Source organism: Treponema paraluiscuniculi Cuniculi A, assembly GCF_000217655.1.
GTDB lineage: Bacteria > Spirochaetota > Spirochaetia > Treponematales > Treponemataceae > Treponema > Treponema pallidum.
Genome location: NC_015714.1, coordinates 617,864 through 640,163, shown reverse-complemented (window position 1 = coordinate 640,163; position 22,300 = coordinate 617,864). Strand labels below are relative to the sequence as shown.

Sequence of the window (22,300 nt, the reverse complement as noted above, 5' to 3'; positions counted from 1 at the left end):
ATTTTATTGTTTCTTGCGTCAAGCACGGGGAGGCAGGGGGAAGGCAGGACTTGTCAGAGTGTAAAAAAAAGGGATAGGATGGCGGCGGTGTGCGGTCGGGGGTTTTTTGGCGGCATAGCTCAGTTGGTAGAGCACGCGGCTCATATCCGCGCTGTCATAGGTTCAATCCCTATTGCCGCTATTTCCTTGGGTAATCTATCATCGCCGCTTGATAACTTTGTGCGGGTGATGTAGGATGCGCGCAAGTTCTGGGGGCGTAGCGAAGTTGGTTATCGCGCCAGCCTGTCACGCCGGAGATCGCGGGTTCGAGCCCCGTCGCTCCCGTCTGCGCACTGTGCGGTGCGCGTCCCTTTCTGTGTGGTTTCTTTGCGTGCACGGGTGGTAGCGCAGTGGTAGCGCGCTCGGTTCGGGACTGAGAGGTCGGGGGTTCAAATCCCCCTCGCCCGACCATCGCCGTTCCTGATCCATGGACGACTTGAACGTCCGACCTGCCGCTTAGGAGGCGGCCGCTCTCTCCGCTGAGCTAATGGATCGTGTGCCCCACACCCGGGCGCCGTCAGCAGACACCAGTTGTATGTAAAAGTCAAGAGTTCCTGTACGGACTTGTGGCTCTCTTGAAGTGAGGCTCTCACTGCGGTGGGCTCGTTTACGGGTCCTGGCTTTTGTGTTACAGTAGCGGCCGTGGGTGCTCCTCTTTTTACCGTTCTCGATGTGCTCAAGCTCGATCTGAAAGAGCGCGATTCGCTTGATCTGCGTTGTATCGCAGGTCACCATGGACTGGCAAATCCCATCACTATCTCGGATCTGAACCGACCAGGTCTTGTCCTGTCAGGCTTTTTTGACTTGTTCGCCTACCGGCGGATCCAGCTTTTTGGCCGCGGAGAACATGCGTATCTGCTCGCCCTTTTAGAGCAGGGACGATACGGTGCTATCGAAAAGATGTTCACCTTTGACTTGCCTTGTTGTATCTTTTCCCATGGAATTACCCCGCCGGAGAAGTTTTTGCATCTTGCTGAGCCTTCTTCTTGCCCTATCTTGGTCACTCGTCTTACGTCGAGCGAGCTTTCTTTACGTCTCATGCGTGTTCTCTCCAATATCTTCGCACCGACGATAGCGCTTCATGGAGTATTGGTGGAGGTGTATGGCGTTGGGATTCTTATTTCAGGAGATTCAGGAGTAGGAAAAAGTGAGACTGCTCTGGAGTTAATTGAGCGCGGTCATCGACTTGTTGCAGATGACTTAGTAGAAATTTCTTGCGTCAATGGAAATAGCCTCATTGGGCGGGGGGTGCACAAAAGTATCGGTCACCATATGGAAATTCGCGGTTTAGGAATCATCAATATTACACAGCTGTACGGGGTCGGTTCTATCAGGGAGCGGAAAGAAATACAAATGGTGGTTCAACTTGAAGAGTGGAATTCTTCAAAGGCCTATGATCGTCTCGGTACGCAGGAGCTGAACACTACTATTTTGGACGTCAGTGTTCCCCTTATAGAAATACCGGTAAGGCCCGGAAGGAACATCCCCATCATCCTGGAGACAGCTGCTATGAACGAGCGTTTAAAGCGTATGGGCTATTTTTCTGCAAAGGAATTCAATCAGAGCGTACTCAAATTGATGGAGCAGAATGCAGCACATGCACCGTATTATCGGCCAGATGATACGTACTAGGGGGCTAAAAAACGTGCGGTGTATGGCGGTGGAAGGAAAGCATAATGGTCGTAAAAACGGTGCGCGTGCTTAATCGTGCGGGCGTACATGCGCGTCCTGCGGCGCTTATTGTGCAAGCGGCAAGTCGCTTTGATTCGAAGATAATGCTTGTGCGGGATACGATCAGAGTGAATGCAAAGTCTATTATGGGTGTTATGGCTATGGCTGCAGGGTGTGGAAGTGAGCTCGAGTTGGTTGTAGAAGGTCCAGACGAAGTTGCTGCATTGTCCGCCATTGAGCGGCTATTTCAGAATAAATTCGAGGAAGAGTAAATGCGCTCTTACGTGTTAGAACGCCTGTGTTTGTGCTCTTTGCGTGATAGGGGTGCTGTACACTGAGATAGGGAAGGGGCAGAAGGGATGTCCGTCTGGCTTTTTACCGGACCTGAAATAGGGGAACGAGATAGTGCAGTTCAGGAGGTGTGCGCGCGTGCACAAGCGCAAGGGACGGTGGACGTACATCGGCTCTATGCACACGAAACGCCTGTGGCGGATCTTGTAGATCTCCTGAGAACTCGTGCGCTGTTTGCAGATGCAGTCTGCGTGGTACTGTACAACGCAGAGGTTATTAAGAAGTGTGACGAAGTGCACGTGCTTACAGAATGGATAAAGCATGGCGGCTCGCGCGCTGACGTGTTTTTGGTACTGATTTCCGATAGTGTCAGTATACATAAGCGTATAGAACAGAATATTTCTCCCGCGCATAAGCGTGTTTTTTGGGAGTTGTTTGAAAATAAAAAACACGCGTGGGTGCAGCGATTTTTTTTTCAGCATGAAATGCGCATTGAACAGGAGGCTATCCAGTCTCTTCTTGAGTTGGTGGAGAACAACACTCGTGCGCTCAAAACTGTTTGTACGCAGATTTCTCTTTTTTTTGAAAAAGGACGCCGCATCACTGCGCACGACATTAGTTCGTTGCTGGTGCACACAAAAGAAGAGACATCGTTTACCTTATTCGATGCGCTGTCCAAACGAGATCTTGAGCATTCACTTATGATTCTCAACACGCTGCTTTGTTCGAAAGACGTTGCCCCTGTACAAATCCTTGCAGGACTCGCTTACGCGTTCCGTCGCCTTGCGCATTGGCACCATATACCGGAGGACAAAACGCACCCTGCAACGCTAAAGCGCTATGGGTTCACTTCTCGGCGTATGATTGCGCAATACCAGCGCGCTGCGTCTCTTTGGACCCTGAGCGATACGCATGCTATTTTGGATAGATTGTTCCAGACAGACGCAATGATCCGCTCAGGTGGGACGCCTCTCCAAGGGCCGCTGATGCAGCTGTGCCTTTACGCGATTGTAGTGCACGCGGGTAGGGCACCACACAGGTACTGCACAACGCTGCAGGAGCAGTGCGGACTACAGAACGAAATTTACTAATTTATTGGGAACTATCACTACGCGCTTTGGCTGCTGCGTACCAAGAAACTTACGCGCACCGGCGGTTTCCCGCGCCTTTTGCTCGAGTTCTTCATTTGGAGCGTTCGGCGCTACGGAGAAGGTGTCGCGCACTTTACCGTTCACCTGCACCACTACGGAGCACACATGCGGCGCCACACGCGCAGGGTCCACCTGTGGCCAAGGCTCATATGCGATAGTGTGCGTGTGCCCACACATTTCCCAGAGTTCTTCTGCCAAATGTGGTGCATAGGGAGAGAGGATTTTTACAAACATCTCCCACATTTTAGAGGGAAGAGGCATCCTCCGCGCCACCCGCGTAGCCTCATTTACAAATATCATCATCTGACTGATTGCCGTGTTAAAACTAAGCGCCGACGTATCGTCGGTCACTTTTTGAATAGTCCGGTGTAACAGCGTTTCGAGGGCGTACATGCTGCAAGACTTTTTCTGTGCGTGCAGGTCACCTGGCGGCTCTGTACGAGAGTCTTGTGGAATACCGTTTGCGGCCGCCACGCGCCCCGCAAGTACCCAAATTTTTTCTAAAAACCGAAAAACCCCCACTAACCCCTGCGTATTCCACGGTTTGGAAGCCTCAAGAGGTCCCATGAACATCTCGTATACCCGGCACGCGTCAGCACCGTACGCTGCAATCATGTCATCAGGATTGACGACATTCTTTAACGCTTTTGACATTTTTGCCACAACGCACTCGAGTTTTTCCCCCGTACGAGCATGCACGTAGGTACCTTGAGCATTAGTGTGCACCTCGTCGTGAGGTACAAGCGCGCCATTTTTCCTGCGATATGCATACGACGTAATCATGCCTTGGTTCACCAACCGCGCAAAGGGCTCTTTCGTGCTTACAAGACCTAAGTCGTACAATACCTTGTGCCAAAAGCGTGCATACAGTAAATGCAGTACGGCGTGCTCTGCACCACCTACATATAACGCCACTGGCGCCCAGTAACGCTCCTTCTCGGGTGCACAAAAGGCAGTCTTATTGCGGGGGTCCATATAACGGAGGTAATACCAGCAGGATCCTGCCCACTGGGGCATTGTGTTTGTTTCTCGCACTGCGTCAGATGCACACTGCGGACAGGGAACGCGCAGCCACATGCGCGCTCGTGCAAGGGGGCCCTGCCCATCTTCCGTGGGAGTGAAATCGGCGGTTTCGGGTAACAAAAGCGGCAGCGCACTCTCAGGGAGAGGTACAACACCGCAGGAAGGACAGTGCACAAGAGGGATGGGTTCTCCCCAATAGCGCTGACGGCTGAACACCCAGTCGCGTAGGCGATAGGTGACGCGCCGTGCACCTGCGCCACGCATTTCAAGATGGGCAACAATACGTTCTCGCGCGTCGGCACTAGCAAGACCATTGAAAGCTCCAGAGTTGACGACAAAACCCTCGTCTGAGACGCATCTTTGGAGTACCGCGCCTTGAGGGGAGTTGCTATTAGGAACTGTTGCAGTGTAGTCTGCAGACACCACGGTTAACTTGGGTAAGCCAAACCGAGTGGCAAAATCCCAGTCGCGCTGATCATGTGCAGGAACTGCCATCACTGCCCCCGTGCCGTAGGAAACGAGCACATAATCACCTACCCACACCGGTATGCGCATATCATTGATTGGATTGCGCACGTACGCGCCGGTGAAAACACCGGTCTTTTCCTTCGCTAAATCAGTGCGTTCGAGATCGTTCTTTTTTGCTGCACGTTGCACGTACGCCTGTACCGCTGCGCGTTGTGCGTGTGTAGTGAGCGCCGTTACCGCTTCATGCTCGGGAGCAAGTACCAGGTACGTTACTCCAAAAAGCGTGTCCGCACGCGTGGTGTACACGCGAATTGTCTGTGGTAGCTTATCGTGCACTGAACACGCAGGCGCATCTACGGGAAAGTCAATTTCCGCGCCGCAGCTTTTTCCAATCCAATTACGCTGCATTTGTTTAACTGACTCAGGCCAGTCAAGTTCATCTAAATCTGAAAGGAGACGCTCGGCATACGCTGTAATACGCACCATCCACTGGCGGACACCACGCCGCGTCACCTCAGCACCACAGCGCTCGCAGCACGCGTCTCTTACTTCTTCGTTTGCAAGGCCTGTTTTGCAGCTGGGACACCAATTGATGGGCGCGGTTGCTTCATAGGCTAATCCTTTTTCATAAAGTTTGAGGAACAGCCACTGAGTCCAGCGATAGTATTCTGGATCTGCGGTAGATATTTCACGTTCCCAATCGTAGGAAAAACCAAACGACTGGATCTGTCTGCGAAAGGTGTCGCAGTTGGCGGAGGTGGAGACGCGCGGATGAGTACCAGTTTTGAGTGCAAAGTTTTCTGCCGGAAGTCCGAAGGCATCAAAACCCATAGGGTGGAGCACGTTGTAACCACCCATGCGCAAGTAGCGGCAGTAAATATCAGTTGCAGTGTAGCCTTCTGGATGTCCGACGTGAAGTCCCTGCGCTGAAGGATAGGGAAACATGTCCAACACGTATGCACGCCGCTCAGGAGGGAAGCGCTCATCCTCGGACACACAAAAGACGCGCTTGTCGCGCCAATAGGCCTGCCATTTTTTCTCTAGAGCGCGAAACGGATACCCCATAATCCCCTCTGTGTATGTGGAGGGCATTGTACACGCCGGTACATCTACGTTGCAAGGTACACCCGGGTGTGCACGGGTTGCAGCCCCTCTATGAGTCTAGGTTGACCTTTGTTTCTTCTTGTAACGAGATAAACTTAAATGGATGCACATCGAGCACATTTGTATACCAGCCGCGCACCGTGTGCCGCTGTACCGCGTGCAGTGCATGCAAACGCGAAAGCGGAAGCACAACTGACTCCTGTAAGAGGATACGTTCTGCCTGCGCAAGAAGTTCCCAACGACGAAGCACGTGCGGTTCTGCTCCCGCGCGTGTCAGCAGTGCCTCAAATTCCTCATGGGTCCATCCGGTTGAGTGTGTCTTTGATCCCTTTCTAAACAGCTCCAGAAACGCCATCGGATCCGCAAAGTCCGCAACCCAAGACACGATTCTCACGTGGTATTTTTCATCCTGCACATATTCCCGGTACGTTTCAGGCGGCACTGCCCAGATTTCCACTGCAAGTGCGAGGGCTGTCCAGGCCTTCTGAAGTTCAAGTGCGAGTGCCCGGCACGCCTCGGTGTCGGAAACGAGAATTTTAAGAGGAGTACGGGCTGTCTCCCCACCTATCTTCGCTTCTGCTAAAAGCGCGCGTGCGCGCGCAGGATTGAATTCATGTACTACAGGCGGTACCGGGTAGCCGGTAAACGGAGTTACGAGCGTTCGTGCGGGAAATAAATAGCGCGCGGTAAGCTCCTCCACCGGAGTAGCTAAAAGCAGTGCCTTGCGCAGCGTGGCGTTGCACGTCGGCTCATGTGCCGTTTTAAAACACAGATACTCTGTTGCCAGAAGCGGTACGATCTGAAGTGTAGCTGCATCCTGCAAAGAACTGTGCTCCAGCGCTCCACTAATCCAATGGATGCTCCCATCGTTAAACCCCGCATCGCGCGCTGCAGGGTCTTGTGCAATGAGCGCCACGATGGCGTGGAGGGCAAGCGCGCCCCTGTCCCAGTAGCGGGTGTTAACACGCAACACCACGCGATCTGCTTGCATTTGTTGTAATTCAAAAGGACCGCTTGCGATAGGATGGAACGGCTTGTGTGCTGAGGCGCTTGCCGTACGCGCGTGCAGCGTGCCGACGCTTGCCAGTTGGGTGGGGTGGACTGCGGCAAATGCGTGGTGACAGAGCATCTGAATGAAGTGTCCTGCTGGGTACGCGAGCTTGACCACGAGTGTCTTTTTGTCTGACCCCTCTACGAGAATCCCAACCGTGTGAGAGTCAGCCGTAGTGCCGCTGCGGTACGCACGTGCCCCCTCAACTGCATCCAAAAAAGACGCATACGGCACATTCCATTCAGGATTTAACAAATTGAGCCAGGATTGCTGGAACGTCTCTGCAGTGATAGGGTCGCCGTTTTGAAAAAAAATCTGATCTCGTAAATAGAACGTCCACGTCAACCCATCGGTGCTTACCGACCAGTGTTGTGCGAGCGCCGGGATTGGGTGGAGATCGTACGGATCATAGGTGACAAGTCCCTCATATAGGGCTGTGAGCAGCTGTGCTTCGTCCACGCGCGATGCCACGTGCGGGTGTAGCACAGGCCTATACGGAGAAAAGGACACCACAAACTCTTTTTTTTCAGATCGAGGGAGCGGCGCGTGAGTCTTTTTTTTTTCGGAAGGAAAGAGAGGTAGGAGAAGAAGGGTACCTACTACCGTGAGAATGCCGCGGCGCGAGAGCCGCATTCTACGCACGGGCTACCCCTAAACGCTTCATATGTTTTTGCTCCTCTAGTTGCGAGGCATATTCTGCGCGGCACTTGTTTGCCTTGGTTACAGAAGTGGTGATAGTTGTAACTTCAATCTTGACCCCTTTAATTTTCGCGCGCACATCAGACCTCACTGTCTTGTAGTACTCATCAAGACCTGCAAGCTGTTTAACCAGCGTATGCGCCTCTGCTACGTGTTTAAAAAGGAGCTCGAAGAGCTGCTCGTCCTTGAGCGCCATTAACTTTTCATGAATCAGAGTGTCTGGAGACACAAAACCCCGATACAGTTTGACACACCGGGCCAGCTCTTTTTGAAAGAGCTCAACGTTCACGCATTCCTTTTTCTGTATCTGTGTTGCCGGGTCGACGACGACAATTTCAACGTCCTTTGAACGCGTCTGAATGTTGAAAGCTTTGAGAAAGGCTAACACTACCTTTGAAAAGAAGGTCGCCTCAGACTGAGTCACGAGCTCCTCATTGAAGCGAATCTTTTCCAGAGCAGTATGAAAGTGGCTAGAAGTAGCTCCAAGCGATCTGAAACCAGAAAGTAGTACGGCGTGTGGATTGCGCATAGCACCGCGGCATCTTTTGGGTGCAGAAGATTCTTCAAACTCGCGGAGGATTGCAGCCCGCAGCTTTTCTGCGTTGGCAGAGAAGTCTTCTCTCAAAACCACGGTTGCCAACTCGCTGTAGAACGGATGGCCTTTTGCATTTTCTGAAAAGTTCTTTTTCATCGCGTCAAGCGCAACCTCTGGGTTGTTGACGTCCACTGTTGTCTCGTCCAAGCCATCCAGAGCATGCTGGCGAATAAGCAATTTGTAGCGCTCGCGATGAAACACCGAAAGGGACTTAAGTGCTGTGCTGATTACCTCATGGGCTTTTACTAGGTACTGCAACGAATCCCTCACCAGTCCTATCGAAATAGGATCAGCAGCGCCATAGAAAGATTGCACTATGTCAAATAGCCCACGTGTGTTCGCGTCTTTGGTGGTAGCAGTAAAATCTTTCCACATGAACGTACCGTTGAGCGCAACGAGCCTTGCAATACGTTTCGGGATTAGAAACTCCGAATCGAACCGGTAGTAGTTGTCCAAAAAACCGAGCATAGCCTGATAGTGCGAAAGGCGAGAACCAATGACCATCGGCTTCTCATTTTCCCCGTAGGGGGAAGTTTCTGGCAACTCAATCTCAGTCATCTTGTTGTCGTACTTGTACGCGTCATCGTGCAAGAAACCTTTTTGCAGCAAATTACTGCGAATTGCCTTTACCGCTGTGACCTGGACACGGTACTGCTCCAGCGCCTTTGGTAGGATGTCCCGATCGAGCTGCACCTTGCGCCGCGTAAGTGCTTCGGCAAGCCGATCCATATAGTTCTTGCGTTCTTCCATAGCCCCTACCGCACCGGCCGAGTGCTCTTCTAAAAGATGGTACCTATCCGTCTGGGAGCCGGATGTAAGAAATCAAAAAAACTGGGGGCATCCTATCACACCTTGCGCATGAGGTCAAGGGGACGCACGCGGCCCGCACGGAGCGCAGGAATGATGCATACCGCCAACGATAGGCACAGCGTGCCTCCTGCAACGCCACAGAGCGCGTGCACCGACAACACGATGGGAATGCGTTCCAGGTAGTGAGCAGGATCTAACAGATGAATGGGTGTCACCGGCACGTGCGCACTCGTGCGCAAAAAGAGTTGCCCTATAGCGTGTATCGCTGTGCGCCAGCTATTTAGCATCTGTTCTGCGAAAAGAAACATTTCGTTTACGTGAATCGCGCACCACATACCAAGCGGCAAACCAATAAGCAAACCGTACAACGCCGTGAGCAACCCTGCACTCAAAAAGATCAAAGCAATAACATGGGGAGGAGCGCCCATCGCTTTTAACATCGCAATTTCTTTACGCCGTTCTGTCATTAGCACCACCAGTACCGAAGAGATGTGCACTGACGCTACTAGCACTATCAAATACATAATGAATAACAATAACTTTCGTGATGTTCGGAAAGAATGAAATTGCGATCGATTCATGTCTTGCCACGTGTACGCACTAAAATGGCTCGGTAATTGTTCGTGTACTTGCTCAATAAAACGAGTCATCGCCTTAGCATCAAACGCGTCGGCAGTTTTTACTACAAAAGAAAGTAGCGCAGATGCGGGGGAGAGAATTTTCATTCCCAGCGTGAGGGGGATAAATACCCACAACGCATCAAGCTCCTGATATCCGCAAGAAACAATACCTCCTACCACCGCGCGCACCATTTTGGGGACCGCACGACCTGTCCCTCCTTGCACGAGGGTGAGTATCTGGCACGTGTCCCCACAGCGCACCCCAATGCGCTCAGCGATGCGTTTTCCCAATATTAACGTGTGTACTCCCTTCGGCCTATCTACCAGTTCAAGTGAACCTTCGACGGTTAAAAATGGACGAAGTCCACGCTCACTAGAAAAAAAATCAGGGGGAACTGCGCGGATATTCCCCCCTGCACGCCCTGTCTTTCCGATTACAATACCATCTCCCTGAAGATGCATCCATCGTGAGTGACAGTATGGGCCAAAGTCCTGCGCCATAAATGCATTAAATATGCGCTGCGCGTCTTCATATCGTTGCGTTGCCGTTTCATTGGGAGCAAGCGGCAGTATATCGATAAACTGGAGGTGACCCGATCCGAGTTCAATCATCCGTGTGGTGATCCCTTCAATCATTCCGTCAGACACCACAAGGACAACAATGAGTGGGATGATGCTAATCCCGATGCCGAGCGCTGCACAGAAAAAACTTCTGCGCAAAAAGGAACGTCGTTTTCCTGCTATCGGAGTACCTGATAGAAAAGGTACTGGCGTAGGCAGTACGTGGTGCGCATCACCGTGTAGAGATGGGGTGTGCCCATATCCTGCGCACACTCCTGCGCAACGTAATGCACACATGAAAATAACTCGAATCAGATTCACCGCGGCGCACCTTTGTTTCATATGCGTATCAAACTTCCCTGCTGTAGCTGGTAACGGTAGTCGGTCATCGATGCAATACGTGGGTCGTGCGTTACAATGAGTAACGTCTTTTGATATTCCTCTGTCAGAGAGAACAGCAGATCCTGCACTATCAAAGCGTTCTTGGGATCCAAATTGCCGGTCGGTTCGTCCGCAAGAATTAGGGTGGGATCATTGATCAGTGCACGCGCAACTGCTGTCCGCTGTCTTTCTCCTCCTGACATTTGTGCAGGAAAATGATGGGCGCGCTGCACTACGCGTACTTTTTCTAGCAATTCGTATGCGCGTGCACGCACCTCACGGTAACTTTTTCCTGCGATAAGTCCAGGCAACATGACATTTTCAAGCGCAGTAAAATCCCTCAGTAGATGATGAAATTGAAAAACTAATCCCAAAAACTGTCTGCGGTATTCTGTCAGTGCGTGCTCATGCAAAGTGAGTACGTCGCATGAAAGCACTCTGACGATCCCCGAATCAGCGTGTTCCATTCCTCCAATAATATTCAGTAAGGTACTTTTACCGCAGCCGGATTCTCCGGTGATTGCAACCTTCACTGCACGCGACACGCTAAATGATACGTCAGACAAAATCTGTATACGTTCTGTTGCGCAGCAGAAGCTTTTACTTACTTGTTCGACAGAAAGAATTGGGTCATTCATCGCGTAGCACCTCAGCCGGCTTGAGCAGGAGTATTTTACGCGTGGCAAGGTACGTTGCAACAGACGCAGAACCTGTGCCAAACAGAAATACAAACAGTACCTCCTGAAAGAAAATCTGCACGGGAATACGCTCCACGTTGTAAAAATATTGCGTACCAAACACACTGAAAGAAGGGGTTTTCGTTCCCGAGAAGAGGGAGAGCAGGAAAAACGCAGAATTTACAGCAGTCTCAATGCACGCAATTATTTCGTTAACGTGGATAGTAATGAGCAATCCCAGGAGTACCCCCAAGAGAGAGCCCAAAAAGCCAATCATAATGCCATTGCCGATGAACAGAATCTGCACGTGACTGACAGGGGCGCCAAGTGAAACGAGCATAGCAATTTCTTCCTTTCGGGTGCGAATAGAGCGGCGCATGCTGTGATAAATGTTTACGGTTACCACCATAAAAATCAAAATGACAAGGAGCATCATGACATTCTTCTCTATGCGGAGCGCACTAAAAAAAGCACGGTTGTACTCCCGCCAGGATTCTGCCTTGAGATCAGGAATGTGTTGTGCAAGAAAGAAAAGGTAGCGATCGTCTCGCTCATGGTTATTTAGTTTGACTGCCGCGGTAATATCAGGCGTCGTACCAAACAAAGTGGTGCCCATGTCCAGAGGAATGTACGCAAACGTGGAATCTACTTCGTAGTATCCCGATTTGAAAATGCCCGTTACCGTAAGTTTATTCCAGCCTGGCATTATCTTTTGTGTATCACTTCCTGACAGGGCAAGCGTGTCAACCTGATCTCCGGTACGTACCGAAAGGTGGCGCGCCAGTTCATATCCGAGCACAATGGAGTGCTTTTCACTCAAATTAAAACTTCCGGATGTTATCGGGAGTGCACGCGCCAGCAACCTATCCCGATGGAAGATATCTGCAGGAACTGCACGCACAAGCGCACCGTGTTGCCGATAATAGTTGCCTTGCAGTAAGGCATGCGCTTCTATAAATGGATAAAAGGATTGATAGCCGCCTAACGTCTCTGCACGTTTTACTGCGTCAACACTGCCATATACACGAACGTGTGCAGAACTCACCTGTAAAATGGTGCCAATAAAACCCTGCTGGAAGCCGTTCATAACCGAAAGGATGACAATTAAAGTAAGTGCCCCAAAGGCAATGCCTAATATAAAAAAAAGACTGGTAATCGCGTTCGCACTCCGCGCGCGCACTGAATTTAATCTGCGCACCATAAAACACATCCACCGCAGCGTTTGCACGCGGGTGTTATTCATCGTGTACTTCCTTTGCAGAGTAAATTTCCTTCCCACGCTCAAATACCTGCACGTCCTGCGCACCTTCCTTTTGGTGAATTATTGCCTGTAATACGCCGTTGCGATAACGTTTTTCTAACACGTCTGCCTTTCCACGATATTCATACGTAATGCGTTCATTCCCTCGAGCAGTTGTTTCTTCCTTTTCACATATACGCGCGTGCGCGTCATACTGATAGGTGCGTGCGTATACCAGCACCCCGCGCGTGTGCATTTCGTACGCGACGATCTTTCCGGAAAAATTATAGCGCGCGCGGATACGTGTGTGTGGTGTGGTAATTATTTTTTCACAGGGAAACAGCCGGTCCCCGACATAGTGCCAGTGAACGGTATGCAGTAGCTGTGCCCCTTCGTACAGAACCGCAGAGGATGGACGCTGACGCGAGTCAAACGTTTCGTGATACCAGCGATTGGCGGACGCGTGGGCACGTCCTGCCTCTTCCATGTGTACAAAATCGGTGTGTGATGAGGAATCTGCACCGCCTGTGCTGACGTGCGCTCTTTCGAACGCGTGTTCCAGTTCCTTCTCAAACGGATCTGCTTCATTGGGCGCTTCCTCAGGGGTGGTCACTGCGTAGCTGGAGGAATCAAGTGGAGTGTCTGTTTTTTGCGCCTGTGTCTGTTCTGCAAAGGTCCACGCGGTAGGAACAGCACTGTGCGCGCACACGGCCGCACACAGGCGCATTGCAATCCCGCTGCTGTACATCCAGCCATGCCGGGGCCGAATCATCGTTCTCCGTGTAGGAACGAGGAAACAAACTCGCGCGCGTTCGCTTCAACCAAGTCTGTATAGCGCTCCCCCCACCCTAAAAAGGCTAATGGAATACCTAACTCTTGCATGATGGAAAAAACTGCTCCCCCTCGTGCGCGTGTGTCACATTTTGCAAGGAGCAGTGCATCCACGCCAATAGCTTCGTGAAACGTTTGCGCTTGGCGAAATGCATTTTGACCGGTGGTGGCATCTAATACCAATATCTTGCGGTATGCATCTGCGCTCACCTTTGTCTGCGCAATACGGTCGATCTTTTGCAGCTCCGCTATGAGGTGCGTCTTATTGTGCAGTCGCCCTGCGGTGTCAACGAGTAAAAGACCGCGCTTTTGCGCGCGCAAGGCTTCTCCTGCGTCAAATACCACTGCAGCAGGATCTTTTCCCCCCGGGTGCGCAATGACGCGCACGCCTAGCTGTGCACCGTGGTGTGCGAGTTGTTCTGCCGCTGCTGCGCGGAACGTATCTGCGGCGGCAAACAGTATCGGATGCACCTTCTGGGTCTGATAGTACGCCGCAAGCTTTGCAGCAGAAGTGGTCTTCCCGCTCCCGTTAACCCCAAGCAGGAGATACAGTGAGCACTGGTTCGGATTTGGTGCAAGATGGGTAACGCGTACGCACGATTCCATAATTTCCGCAAAGAGCGTGCGCAGTGCGTCTTCCGTATGTACAGAACGTGTGCGCGCGGCGTTTCGAAGCTGTGTGCAAAAGCTCTCTGCCGTCGAAAGACTCAGGTCGCCTTCGATGAGCAGCTCTTCAAGCGCGCTAAAAAACGTTTCGTCCAGAGGCGCCTGTCCACCGAGCAGGCGTCGTATTTTCTGTGCTAGGTTTCCTAAACCCACCTTCACGCTCCTTTAGGAATCTTCTTCCTGATCTTCTTCTGCCTCGTCGCGGTGCGTTAATGTTTGTATGTCTTTGTCCGCGCGGGGACGTACTGCCTGTGGCGCGTTGTGCATCACCGCGTTCAAATAGCGCGCAGCGTGCACGATGAAATTAATGCTCAGAATAACCGCCACTCCTACTGCTACCCCCGTGCCGATGAGCAGGTGCTGTCCTTTACGTTCTAATGCGTTCTTGGTGCCACTTGTATCTAGTACTGCGAGTTCTAGCGCCCGATGCGTGTCTGCAAGCGTGGAGCCAAGGATGAGCGCGATGGGAACGGCAACGCAGAGGGCTCCAAAAGACCAGTATGCTACGTCCCTTTTGTACGCAAGATCCTGTGTTGCGTTTGGGTTAGGCGCAGGCAACACGAGCGTGCTCGGCTGAGAGTCAGGAAATGTGCCGCGTTCAATGAAGGCAAACGAACGCGCGCCTGCCGGTCCGACGGTGAAAATTTCGCGCAAGTCAGTAACCACGGTGCTGAAGGGAGTGACTCCCACTGAGCGTGCGCCAGAAAAGATAGGTGCTGCGCTGTTGTCAGTAAGCTGCACGCGCACACGATGTTGTGGACGGGCAACTAAACGCACCCGTAGTGAAAAGGCAGGTCGGTTTTCAATGTATATTTCCTTTGTGGCAGAAAAGTATCCTGCAGCAGACACGTCCACCACGTAGCGGCCCGGGTATGAGATAAGAGGTTTGGAAAGGTCTTCTACCGGCACGCCCTGAAACGAAAGACGTGCATGCGGAGGATGTACGTCAAACACAATGCGCACCGGTTGTGCGTTTTCAATGGCACTGCGCAATTGTGCAGACAGCGTGTGCATAAGACGCGGCAGTTCTCGGTAGGGACCTGCGAGCGTGAATTCCCGCGTGGGTTCTGCTTCTAGCCCTGTAGAAAGATAGAGAGATATGCGCACGTAACCGGCGACGTCTACGAGTTTTCCCGTAACCAGTGCAGAAAGTTTTTTTTGCCGTAAATGGGTGGCAAGGTGAAAGCGCTCAGGCAGTGCATGCGGTTCGTTTTGCGCACCTAAGACGAGCACCTCTGCCTGGAGCCAGGGACGGAAAAACCGCGCGCGTGCGGTGCGCACTTCCACACGGGCACGCTCGATTTCTTGTTCCTTCTCTTTGATTTGCTTTTCAAATGCTGCCGTACGCAGACGGCGCGCGTGATCGCTGACAGGGTGCAAGGAAACAAAATCACGCGCGCGCTGTAAATGTGCACGTTCTTTGAGCCGGGCGTGGTAGGCTTCTTCGTGGGGCAAGGCGGCGCGCTCGCGCTGTTCAGCTTCAGAAAGAAAATGACGGAGGGGTAATTTTTTTAGTTCAATAAAGAGTAGCTCCCGCGCCGGGCGCACGTAGCGCTGAAAAATCTTTGGAATACCGTGAAAGGTAAAGTCTGCAACGGCAAGGCGCCACTTTTCCTTGGGGATTACGTGATCGGGGCGCGGGCGGGGACGGGCGGGGGCAGGAGGCGTAGACAGCAGCTGCGCAGCAGTCGTACGGGCGGTTGCGAAAAGAGGGTGTGTCGGCGCTGCAGGTGATGCTAGAAAGGAAGAGGCAGGAGGGTGACGCTGACGCGCGGACAGGAAAGAGTCAAAGGACGGCGCCGGTGCCGTTGCACTAAACGCGACCGCGATTTGGGGAAAGAAAAGCAGTGCTGCAAATGATTGCGCGTAACTCTCGTTCACTGTGGTTCTACACACTGGGTACTGGCACACAGAAACTCCAAGTAGGAACGGATGAACGGTTCTAACGCTCCGTCCATGACTGCGTGAATATTCCCCGTTTCGCACTTGCTGCGGTGATCTTTAACCATGGTGTAGGGATGAAAGACGTACGAGCGAATCTGATTTCCCCACGAAATATCCTTCTTTTCAGAAGCAAACCGTTGATGTTCCTGCTGTTTTTTTTGCCGTTCATAAGCGTACAGGCGGGCGCGTAACAAGCTCAGCGCCGTTGTACGGTTGCTGATTTGGCTGCGCTCGTTCTGGCAGGTGACTACTATCCCTGTAGGCAGATGCGTGATGCGCACGGCAGAGTCCGTTTTATTGACATGTTGACCGCCTGCTCCCCCTGAGCGGTAGGTATCTACCCGCATGTCTTCGCTCCGTATGTGCACCTCAACGTGATCGTCTAATACGGGGAAGACGTAGGTGGAGGTAAAAGAGGTATGTCTGCGCGCGGCAGAGTCAAACGGACTGATGCGCACGAGCCGGTGTACCCCCGTTTCTCCCTTGAGAAAACCAAAGGCGTGTGACCCGCAAATCTTTAACGTCACCGATTTTACTCCCCCTTCTGACTCAAGTAAGTCAACTATGTGTACGCAAAAGCTGCGCCGCTCTGCCCAGCGCGTGTACATGCGCATGAGCATCTGTGCCCAGTCGCAGGCCTCCACTCCTCCTGCGCCGGAGTGGATGGTAACAAACGCGTCGAGGCGGTCTACCTCTTCGTGCAGGAGACGGGTAAGCGATGCCTCTTCGAAACGAGCAGAAATGTCTGAAAAAAGGGAGGAAAGTTCTGGCTCCAGCGATGCGTCTTGCGCCTCGCGGGCAAGCTCGTACAACGCGCGCAGATCTGCGCTCTCACGGCGCAGCGCACGCCACGGCTCAAGCGTTGCGCGTAGCGTTTTCAGTTCCGCTAACAGCGCTTCGGCACGCGCGCGTTCGCTCCAAAAGTCAGGCGCTGCTGCAGCAGCCTCAAGCGTTGCTATGCGCGCCTCGTATGCGGCAACGTCAAAGACTCCCCCATACTTCCTGCACGCGCGCCTCGAGGGCGGTGATTTGTGGACCAAATTCTTCGATTTCCATTGCCTTTTCCTTTCTGTGTGTGGAGAAAACGCCTGATACCCCTCCGCTATGGGGATCGAGGGGGTGAGGGTTCTTCCTCGTCTTTCTCAAGCGTAATACCTGCGGTGCGCAGATGTTCTTCGATGAGTGTGCGGACTGACTGCGCGTCTGAAAGCTGCACGGCTGCACGTGCACAGTGCTCTGCATCAGAGACTGAAATGCGTGATAAGAACGTGTGCAGCGTCTCGATGCGTGAAGAAGGCACACTCAGCGCTCGCAGGCCGAGCCCTGCCAGAAGAAAGAGCGCAGTTTCATCTTCAGCCATGGCGCCGCACATGACCACGCGTCCGATTCCCTGTTCTCCAAAAGAAATACCGGCACGTTGCCGCAGATGTCTGTGCGCATGTATTACGTGCTGGATAAGACGGAGGAGCGCCGGGTGGAAGTAATCGGCATAGCTGCTGACCTGTTCGTTTTCTCGATCGGCGGCGAACACGTACTGGGTTAAGTCGTTCGTCCCTATGGAAAAAAAATCCACGTGGGGAGCGAAGTCTGCTGCCATCAGTGCCGAAGCGGGCGTTTCGATCATAATGCCGAGTGCTACCCGATCGGGTGTACTCACGTGCGCGCGGGCACACTCGTCGGCTACCTCAGAGATGAGGTCGGAGACGGCGTGAATTTCTTCCACCCGTGAAACCATGGGGATGAGAATGCGCAGCGTCCCTTCTGCACATGTTGCGCACGCTCCGGCGCGGAGCATTGCACGAAGCTGCACTTTCAGGAGCTCAGGATGTGCGAGGCAGTAGCGGATGCCTCGTAACCCTAAAAGAGGATTGCGCTCCGAAGCGGTGTGTGCACACGGTTCAGCAGCGTCCGAGAGTGCGCACATTCGCGCAGGGTCTGGCACCAGTTTGTCTGCACCAAGGTCAAACGTTCGAAGCACGACGGGGAGTCCTCTCATTGCCTGCAGCGCGCGCGTGTAGGCAGAGCACTGCGTCTCTTCATCTGGGAAGCGGTCGGATCCGAATAGCAAGAACTCCGAACGGAACAGTCCGATGCCTGCTGCTCCGAGCGCAGCAGCTGCACACGCTTCCTGGGGCATAACGATATTTGCCCCGACTTCAAAACGGATACCGTCACTTGAGTAAGTGCGCAGCGGTGCGTTTAGCACACAGGCGGCCGGGGGACTCTGTTCAGCTGTACTGGTGTGTTTGACGGTGAGGAAAGGGTGAGGCATGCGCGTGCGCAGCGCGCGCACGTCGGGATTTACGGTGAGGGTTCCTAGAGCGTCAGTTTTTCCTCCACTGCTTTCAGCATCGAGGAGCGCGCGCAGCGCCTCATCGGTGGCACGAGCAGTTTGCCGCACACGGAGCACGTACTGTGCAACGTCTTTACATCCCTGTGCACTGACGAGCAGGGGAAGACCCCACGCGCGCGCCATGATGGCGACATGGCTTGTTACGCTGCCACCTTCGGTTACCAAACCAGCGATGTCTGCTTCGTGCAGGCGCAGTGCGTGCGCAGGTTGTACGTGAGCGGCAACCACGATGGATCCTGGGGGAACGGCGCTAAAGTCAGGCTCCCAGGGGGAGTGTGGGGTGCTGTTTCCAACCCCTTGTGTTGGCAAAGAGCTTCCTGCGGTGGGCGTGGTGTCATGCGCAAGTGCGTCGAAGACACCGCTAAACGCGTCTCGGATATCGGCTGCCCGGGCACGCAGGTACTCGTCTGAGGTAGCAGAGAGGGCATCTGTCACGTGGGTAATTGCCTTGCGCAAAGCAGTTTCTGCATCGCAGGAACAAGAGCGCAGCGTTTCTTCTACGGTAGCTATGAAGGCCGCGTCGGCCAGCATTTCTGCTTGACCACTGAGCACGGCATACTCGGGTGCAGGCTCGTCTCCGGATGCTTTTGCGCGCACTGAATCGAGCAGGTTCTGCAGCGAGGCGCGCGCATACGAAAGTGCGTTGCGCAAGCGGGCAATTTCCTGCGATGGGGGGCGCAGGTGGGATCCGCCGGGGCGGGAGTGGGTAGGTAGCAGGGTATCGAAGCAAAAGACTGGACCGATGGCGCATCCTGCTGAGGCAATAATGCCGGTGATAGGGGGAATGGTGCGCATGGATCTGAGCATAGCGGATCCTCCCAAAAAGAGGAAGGACGCGCCTGTGTGTGCTCTGCATAAGACGTTGACAATCCCTGTGGGGCGTGCCTATACTCAGGCCCTCTATACGGAGGTGTAATCGTGAAAGTGAAATACGCACTACTTTCTGCCGGAGCGCTGCAGTTGTTGGTTGCAGGCTGTGGCTCGTCTCATCATGAGACGCACTATGGCTATGCGACGCTAAGCTATGCGGACTACTGGGCCGGGGAGTTGGGGCAGAGTAGGGACGTGCTTTTGGCGGGTAATGCCGAGGCGGACCGCGCGGGGGATCTCGACGCAGGCATGTTCGACGCAGTTTCTCGCGCAACCCACGGACATGGCGCGTTCCGTCAGCAATTTCAGTACGCGGTTGAGGTATTGGGCGAAAAGGTTCTCTCGAAGCAGGAGACCGAAGACAGCAGGGGAAGAAAGAAGTGGGAGTACGAGACTGACCCAAGCGTTACTAAGATAGTGCGTGCCTCTGCGTCATTTCAGGATTTGGGAGAGGACGGGGAGATTAAGTTTGAAGCAGTCGAGGGTGCAGTAGCGTTGGCGGATCGCGCGAGTTCCTTCATGGTTGACAGCGAGGAATACAAGATTACGAACGTAAAGGTTCACGGTATGAAGTTTGTTCCGGTTGCGGTTCCTCATGAATTAAAAGGGATTGCAAAGGAGAAGTTTCACTTCGTGGAGGACTCCCGCGTTACGGAGAATACCAACGGCCTTAAGACAATGCTCACTGAGGATAGTTTTTCTGCACGTAAGGTAAGCAGCATGGAGAGCCCGCACGACCTTGTGGTAGACACGGTGGGTACCGGTTACCACAGCCGTTTTGGTTCGGACGCAGAGGCTTTTGTGATGCTGAAAAGGGCTGATGGCTCTGAGCTGTCGCACCGTGAGTTCATCGACTATGTGATGAACTTCAACACGGTCCGCTACGACTACTACGGTGATGACGCGAGCTACACCAATCTGATGGCGAGTTATGGCACCAAGCACTCTGCTGACTCCTGGTGGGAGACAGGAAGAGTGCCCCGCATTGCGTGTGGTATTAACTATGGGTTCGATCGGTTTAAAGGTTCAGGGCCGGGATACTACAGGCTGACCTTGGTTGCGAACGGGTATGGGGACGTAGTTGCTGATGTGCGCTTCCTTCCCAAGTACGAGGGGAACATCGATATTGGGTTGAAGGGGAAGGTGCTGACCATAGGGGGCGCGGACGCGGAGACTCTGATGGATGCTGCAGTTGACGTGTTTGCCGATGGACAGCCTAAGCTTGTCAGCGATCAAGCGGTGAGCTTGGGGCAGAATGTCCTCTCTGCGGATTTCACTCCCGGCACTGAGTACACGGTTGAGGTTAGGTTCAAGGAATTCGGTTCTGTGCGTGCGAAGGTAGTGGCCCAGTAGAAGAGGGGTGTCCTATCCCGTGTGTCTTAAGCGTGTTTGGCTTTTGAAGCGTGAACACGCTTTGTTTCTGTTCCGTCTGTAAATATCTTGTAAGCTACGAGGGGCGAGAATGTCTGCATTGTTTTCCTTGGTTGCGGTGTACGCGCTTGTGTGCGCGCTGCACAAACAGATTAAAAAGTACACGTCTGTCTGCTACCTCGGCAGTGCGTGTGTCAGTGCTGCGGTTGTCTGTGTCGTGTGGAGCGGCGCAACCGAGGGGAATTTTGGCGTGCGTGTGCTTCTGCATCCGCTGACGAGTGCGAGTTTTTCCACCGCGATCTTTACATTTGTGATGTGCGCGAGTGTGCTGAAGAACGGTTTGCTCAAGCAGCGTGTCATGGGGTTGCGTGCGGAACTGTCCATCACCGCGGCGATTCTCACTCTCGGGCATAACATCGCGCATGGAAGGGACTACCTGGTGCGTCTGTGCGGGAGTCCTGGGGATTTGTCTACAGGGTTTCTTGTCGCGGGTGCTGTCAGCATGGTCCTCGTTCTTTTGATGAGTATTTTGGCGGTAACGTCTTTCAAGGTAGTGCGCAGGCGCATGGGCGCAAAGACATGGAAGCGTGTGCAACGCCTTGCATATCTCTTTTACGGGCTTACGTATGTGCACCTTTCCTTTATCCTCCTACCGACCGCTTTGAGGGGGTATATCCCGAGTGTCATCTCCTACGTGTTGTATACCGTCATTTTTGCCACGTACGCATTGCTGCGTGTCCGCAAGGCGTTGGGAAAGCGGAAGGGTGCTTGCGCGTTGTGCTCCGCGGCGGTTGCTGTGTCTTTCGTTGCGTTCGTCTTGGGCGCGTCTCACATGGTCAGGCACACGAGGCGTGCGCACACGGAGAGGACTACGCGTGCAAAGGCACGGAAGTGTTCTCCTGCAGAGATGAAGGACGGCGTCTATGAGGCTAGCGCGCAGGGTCACAACGGGAAGCTAAGTTTGAGGGTGACAATCTCGCAGGGTAGGATTGAAGCTGTCACCGTCGTGGGGCACAGCGACGATGATCCTTATGCCTCCTGGGCGGTAGAGGGTGTCTCGGCGGCAATTGTAGGGGCTCAGTCTACCGATGTCGATGTGGTGAGTGAGGCAACTTCCACTAGCGAGGCGATAATTCGGGCCGTGGAGAAAATTCTCCAGCAACCGCAACCGTAGATCTAAGAAGAGCGGCGGTGGGATGTGCTTGTTTGTCGTCGTTTTGCTGGGCACGTGCGGGGGTCGGTGTGTCTGTGAGTAAAGGTTTAAGGGGTACGCTCATTGGTGTGGGCGTCTCATTGGCTTTCCTGTTGGTGGTATATCGCCTCTTCGCGGGGAGCTATAACCGTATGATCTCGCTTGATGAGGCTGTCAAAAGTGCCTGGAGTCAGGTAGAGGCGGTCCTGCAGAGGCGTTTAGATCTGATCCCCAACTTGGTCTCGACGGTCAAGGGTTATGCAGAACATGAGTCGGATACGCTGAAGCGTGTTGCGGAAGCGCGTTCGCGTGCCGGTGGCGTTATGCAGGTGGGTGAAAGCGCACTCTCTGATCCGGAAAAGTTTGCTCGGTTTCAGCGTGTCCAAGCGGAAATAGGCGGTGCACTCGGGCGTTTGTTGCTTGTCAGCGAGCAGTATCCTGCCTTGCGCGCAAACGAGAGTTTTCTTGCGTTGCAAAGTCAGCTTGAGGGAACTGAAAATCGTATCTCTGTGGAGCGGACGCGCTACAATCGCGCCGTCCAGGAATACAACGCCTATATCCGTTCTTTTCCACGCAGTGTGGTGGCGCGTTGGGGTAGTTTCAGCTCCCGCCCGTACTTTACGGCACATGAGGGGGCTGTTGCTGCGCCTCGCGTTCGGTTTTGAGTGTGTGCGTTGCCGCGCCAAGAGCGG

At 53.3% G+C, this 22,300-nt stretch carries 17 protein-coding genes and 4 tRNA genes; 9 read left to right on the top strand and 12 right to left on the bottom strand.

Annotated elements, in window-relative coordinates:
* Positions 1-108: 108 nt before the first annotated feature.
* The 3 genes from TPCCA_RS02910 (at position 109) to TPCCA_RS02900 (ending at position 450) form a co-directional block, all read left to right on the top strand.
* Positions 109-181: transfer RNA gene (locus tag TPCCA_RS02910), tRNA-Met, on the top strand.
* Positions 182-250: 69 nt separating this feature from the next.
* Positions 251-324 (top strand) — tRNA-Asp (locus TPCCA_RS02905).
* A gap of 51 nt (positions 325-375) precedes the next feature.
* Positions 376-450: transfer RNA gene (locus tag TPCCA_RS02900), tRNA-Pro, on the top strand.
* Between the two features lie 10 nt (positions 451-460).
* On the opposite strand, the gene TPCCA_RS02895 is transcribed toward TPCCA_RS02900, so the two are convergent.
* Positions 461-533 (bottom strand) — tRNA-Arg (locus tag TPCCA_RS02895).
* Between the two features lie 148 nt (positions 534-681).
* Between TPCCA_RS02895 and hprK the strand changes: the two genes are divergently transcribed.
* The 3 genes from hprK (at position 682) to holA (ending at position 3,092) form a co-directional block, all read left to right on the top strand.
* A complete protein-coding gene (hprK, locus tag TPCCA_RS02890; RefSeq protein ID WP_013945224.1) occupies positions 682-1,671 on the top strand; it encodes an HPr(Ser) kinase/phosphatase in 990 nt (329 codons plus the stop codon).
* Between the two features lie 44 nt (positions 1,672-1,715).
* Positions 1,716-1,982: an HPr family phosphocarrier protein gene (locus tag TPCCA_RS02885; protein WP_010882035.1), complete on the top strand. Its 267-nt coding sequence runs from the start codon at positions 1,716-1,718 to the stop codon at positions 1,980-1,982.
* Between the two features lie 87 nt (positions 1,983-2,069).
* Positions 2,070-3,092 (top strand): DNA polymerase III subunit delta, encoded by a 1,023-nt coding sequence (holA, locus tag TPCCA_RS02880; RefSeq protein WP_013945223.1) that lies wholly within the window; start codon positions 2,070-2,072, stop codon positions 3,090-3,092.
* On the opposite strand, the gene leuS is transcribed toward holA, so the two are convergent.
* The 11 genes from leuS to TPCCA_RS02825 form a co-directional block, all read right to left on the bottom strand.
* Positions 3,072-5,708, bottom strand: coding sequence for a leucine--tRNA ligase (leuS, locus tag TPCCA_RS02875; RefSeq protein WP_013945222.1), 2,637 nt, complete (start codon positions 5,706-5,708; stop codon positions 3,072-3,074). The genes holA and leuS overlap by 21 nt on opposite strands.
* Before the next feature lie 88 nt (positions 5,709-5,796).
* Positions 5,797-7,440, bottom strand: a complete 1,644-nt coding sequence (locus TPCCA_RS02870) for a peptide ABC transporter substrate-binding protein (RefSeq protein WP_013945221.1) — start codon at positions 7,438-7,440, stop codon at positions 5,797-5,799.
* Positions 7,433-8,842 carry a TP0584 family protein gene (locus TPCCA_RS02865; RefSeq protein WP_013945220.1) on the bottom strand — a complete coding sequence of 470 codons (1,410 nt, stop codon included), beginning with the start codon at positions 8,840-8,842 and terminating at the stop codon, positions 7,433-7,435. The genes TPCCA_RS02870 and TPCCA_RS02865 overlap by 8 nt, the downstream gene beginning before the upstream one ends.
* Before the next feature lie 95 nt (positions 8,843-8,937).
* Positions 8,938-10,425, bottom strand: a complete 1,488-nt coding sequence (locus tag TPCCA_RS02860) for an ABC transporter permease (protein ID WP_013945219.1) — start codon at positions 10,423-10,425, stop codon at positions 8,938-8,940.
* Positions 10,422-11,102, bottom strand: coding sequence for an ABC transporter ATP-binding protein (locus TPCCA_RS02855; protein ID WP_013945218.1), 681 nt, complete (start codon positions 11,100-11,102; stop codon positions 10,422-10,424). The genes TPCCA_RS02860 and TPCCA_RS02855 overlap by 4 nt, the downstream gene beginning before the upstream one ends.
* Positions 11,095-12,384 carry an ABC transporter permease gene (locus tag TPCCA_RS02850; RefSeq protein WP_013945217.1) on the bottom strand — a complete coding sequence of 430 codons (1,290 nt, stop codon included), beginning with the start codon at positions 12,382-12,384 and terminating at the stop codon, positions 11,095-11,097. The genes TPCCA_RS02855 and TPCCA_RS02850 overlap by 8 nt, the downstream gene beginning before the upstream one ends.
* Positions 12,377-13,153, bottom strand: a complete 777-nt coding sequence (locus TPCCA_RS02845) for a hypothetical protein (RefSeq protein ID WP_013945216.1) — start codon at positions 13,151-13,153, stop codon at positions 12,377-12,379. The genes TPCCA_RS02850 and TPCCA_RS02845 overlap by 8 nt, the downstream gene beginning before the upstream one ends.
* Positions 13,150-14,031, bottom strand: a complete 882-nt coding sequence (ftsY, locus tag TPCCA_RS02840; RefSeq protein WP_014505541.1) for a signal recognition particle-docking protein FtsY — start codon at positions 14,029-14,031, stop codon at positions 13,150-13,152. The genes TPCCA_RS02845 and ftsY overlap by 4 nt, the downstream gene beginning before the upstream one ends.
* A 12-nt stretch (positions 14,032-14,043) precedes the next feature.
* Positions 14,044-15,864, bottom strand: coding sequence for a hypothetical protein (locus TPCCA_RS02835; protein ID WP_013945215.1), 1,821 nt, complete (start codon positions 15,862-15,864; stop codon positions 14,044-14,046).
* Positions 15,756-16,878, bottom strand: a protein-coding gene (gene prfB, locus TPCCA_RS02830; RefSeq protein ID WP_144011659.1) for a peptide chain release factor 2 whose coding sequence is annotated in 2 segments (ribosomal slippage) — positions 15,756-16,805 and positions 16,807-16,878 — 1,122 coding nt in all. Because the reading frame shifts where the segments join, the coding sequence is not laid out codon by codon here. Before prfB ends, TPCCA_RS02835 begins: the two co-directional genes overlap by 109 nt.
* 46 nt (positions 16,879-16,924) lie before the next feature.
* The gene (locus TPCCA_RS02825) at positions 16,925-18,982 is read right to left on the bottom strand and encodes a phosphoenolpyruvate--protein phosphotransferase (protein WP_013945213.1); all 2,058 of its coding nucleotides are present in this window, start codon (positions 18,980-18,982) and stop codon (positions 16,925-16,927) included.
* Positions 18,983-19,093: 111 nt separating this feature from the next.
* On the opposite strand from TPCCA_RS02825, the gene TPCCA_RS02820 reads away from it, so the two are divergent.
* From TPCCA_RS02820 to TPCCA_RS02810, 3 genes are all read left to right on the top strand, one after another.
* On the top strand, positions 19,094-20,398 hold the full coding sequence (locus TPCCA_RS02820) for a penicillin-binding Tp47 domain A-containing protein (RefSeq protein WP_013945211.1): 1,305 nt from the start codon (positions 19,094-19,096) through the stop codon (positions 20,396-20,398).
* Positions 20,399-20,507: 109 nt separating this feature from the next.
* Positions 20,508-21,590 carry an FMN-binding protein gene (locus TPCCA_RS02815; RefSeq protein ID WP_013945210.1) on the top strand — a complete coding sequence of 361 codons (1,083 nt, stop codon included), beginning with the start codon at positions 20,508-20,510 and terminating at the stop codon, positions 21,588-21,590.
* A 17-nt stretch (positions 21,591-21,607) separates the two neighbouring features.
* Positions 21,608-22,273, top strand: coding sequence for a LemA family protein (locus TPCCA_RS02810; protein ID WP_013945209.1), 666 nt, complete (start codon positions 21,608-21,610; stop codon positions 22,271-22,273).
* Positions 22,274-22,300: the final 27 nt, after the last annotated feature.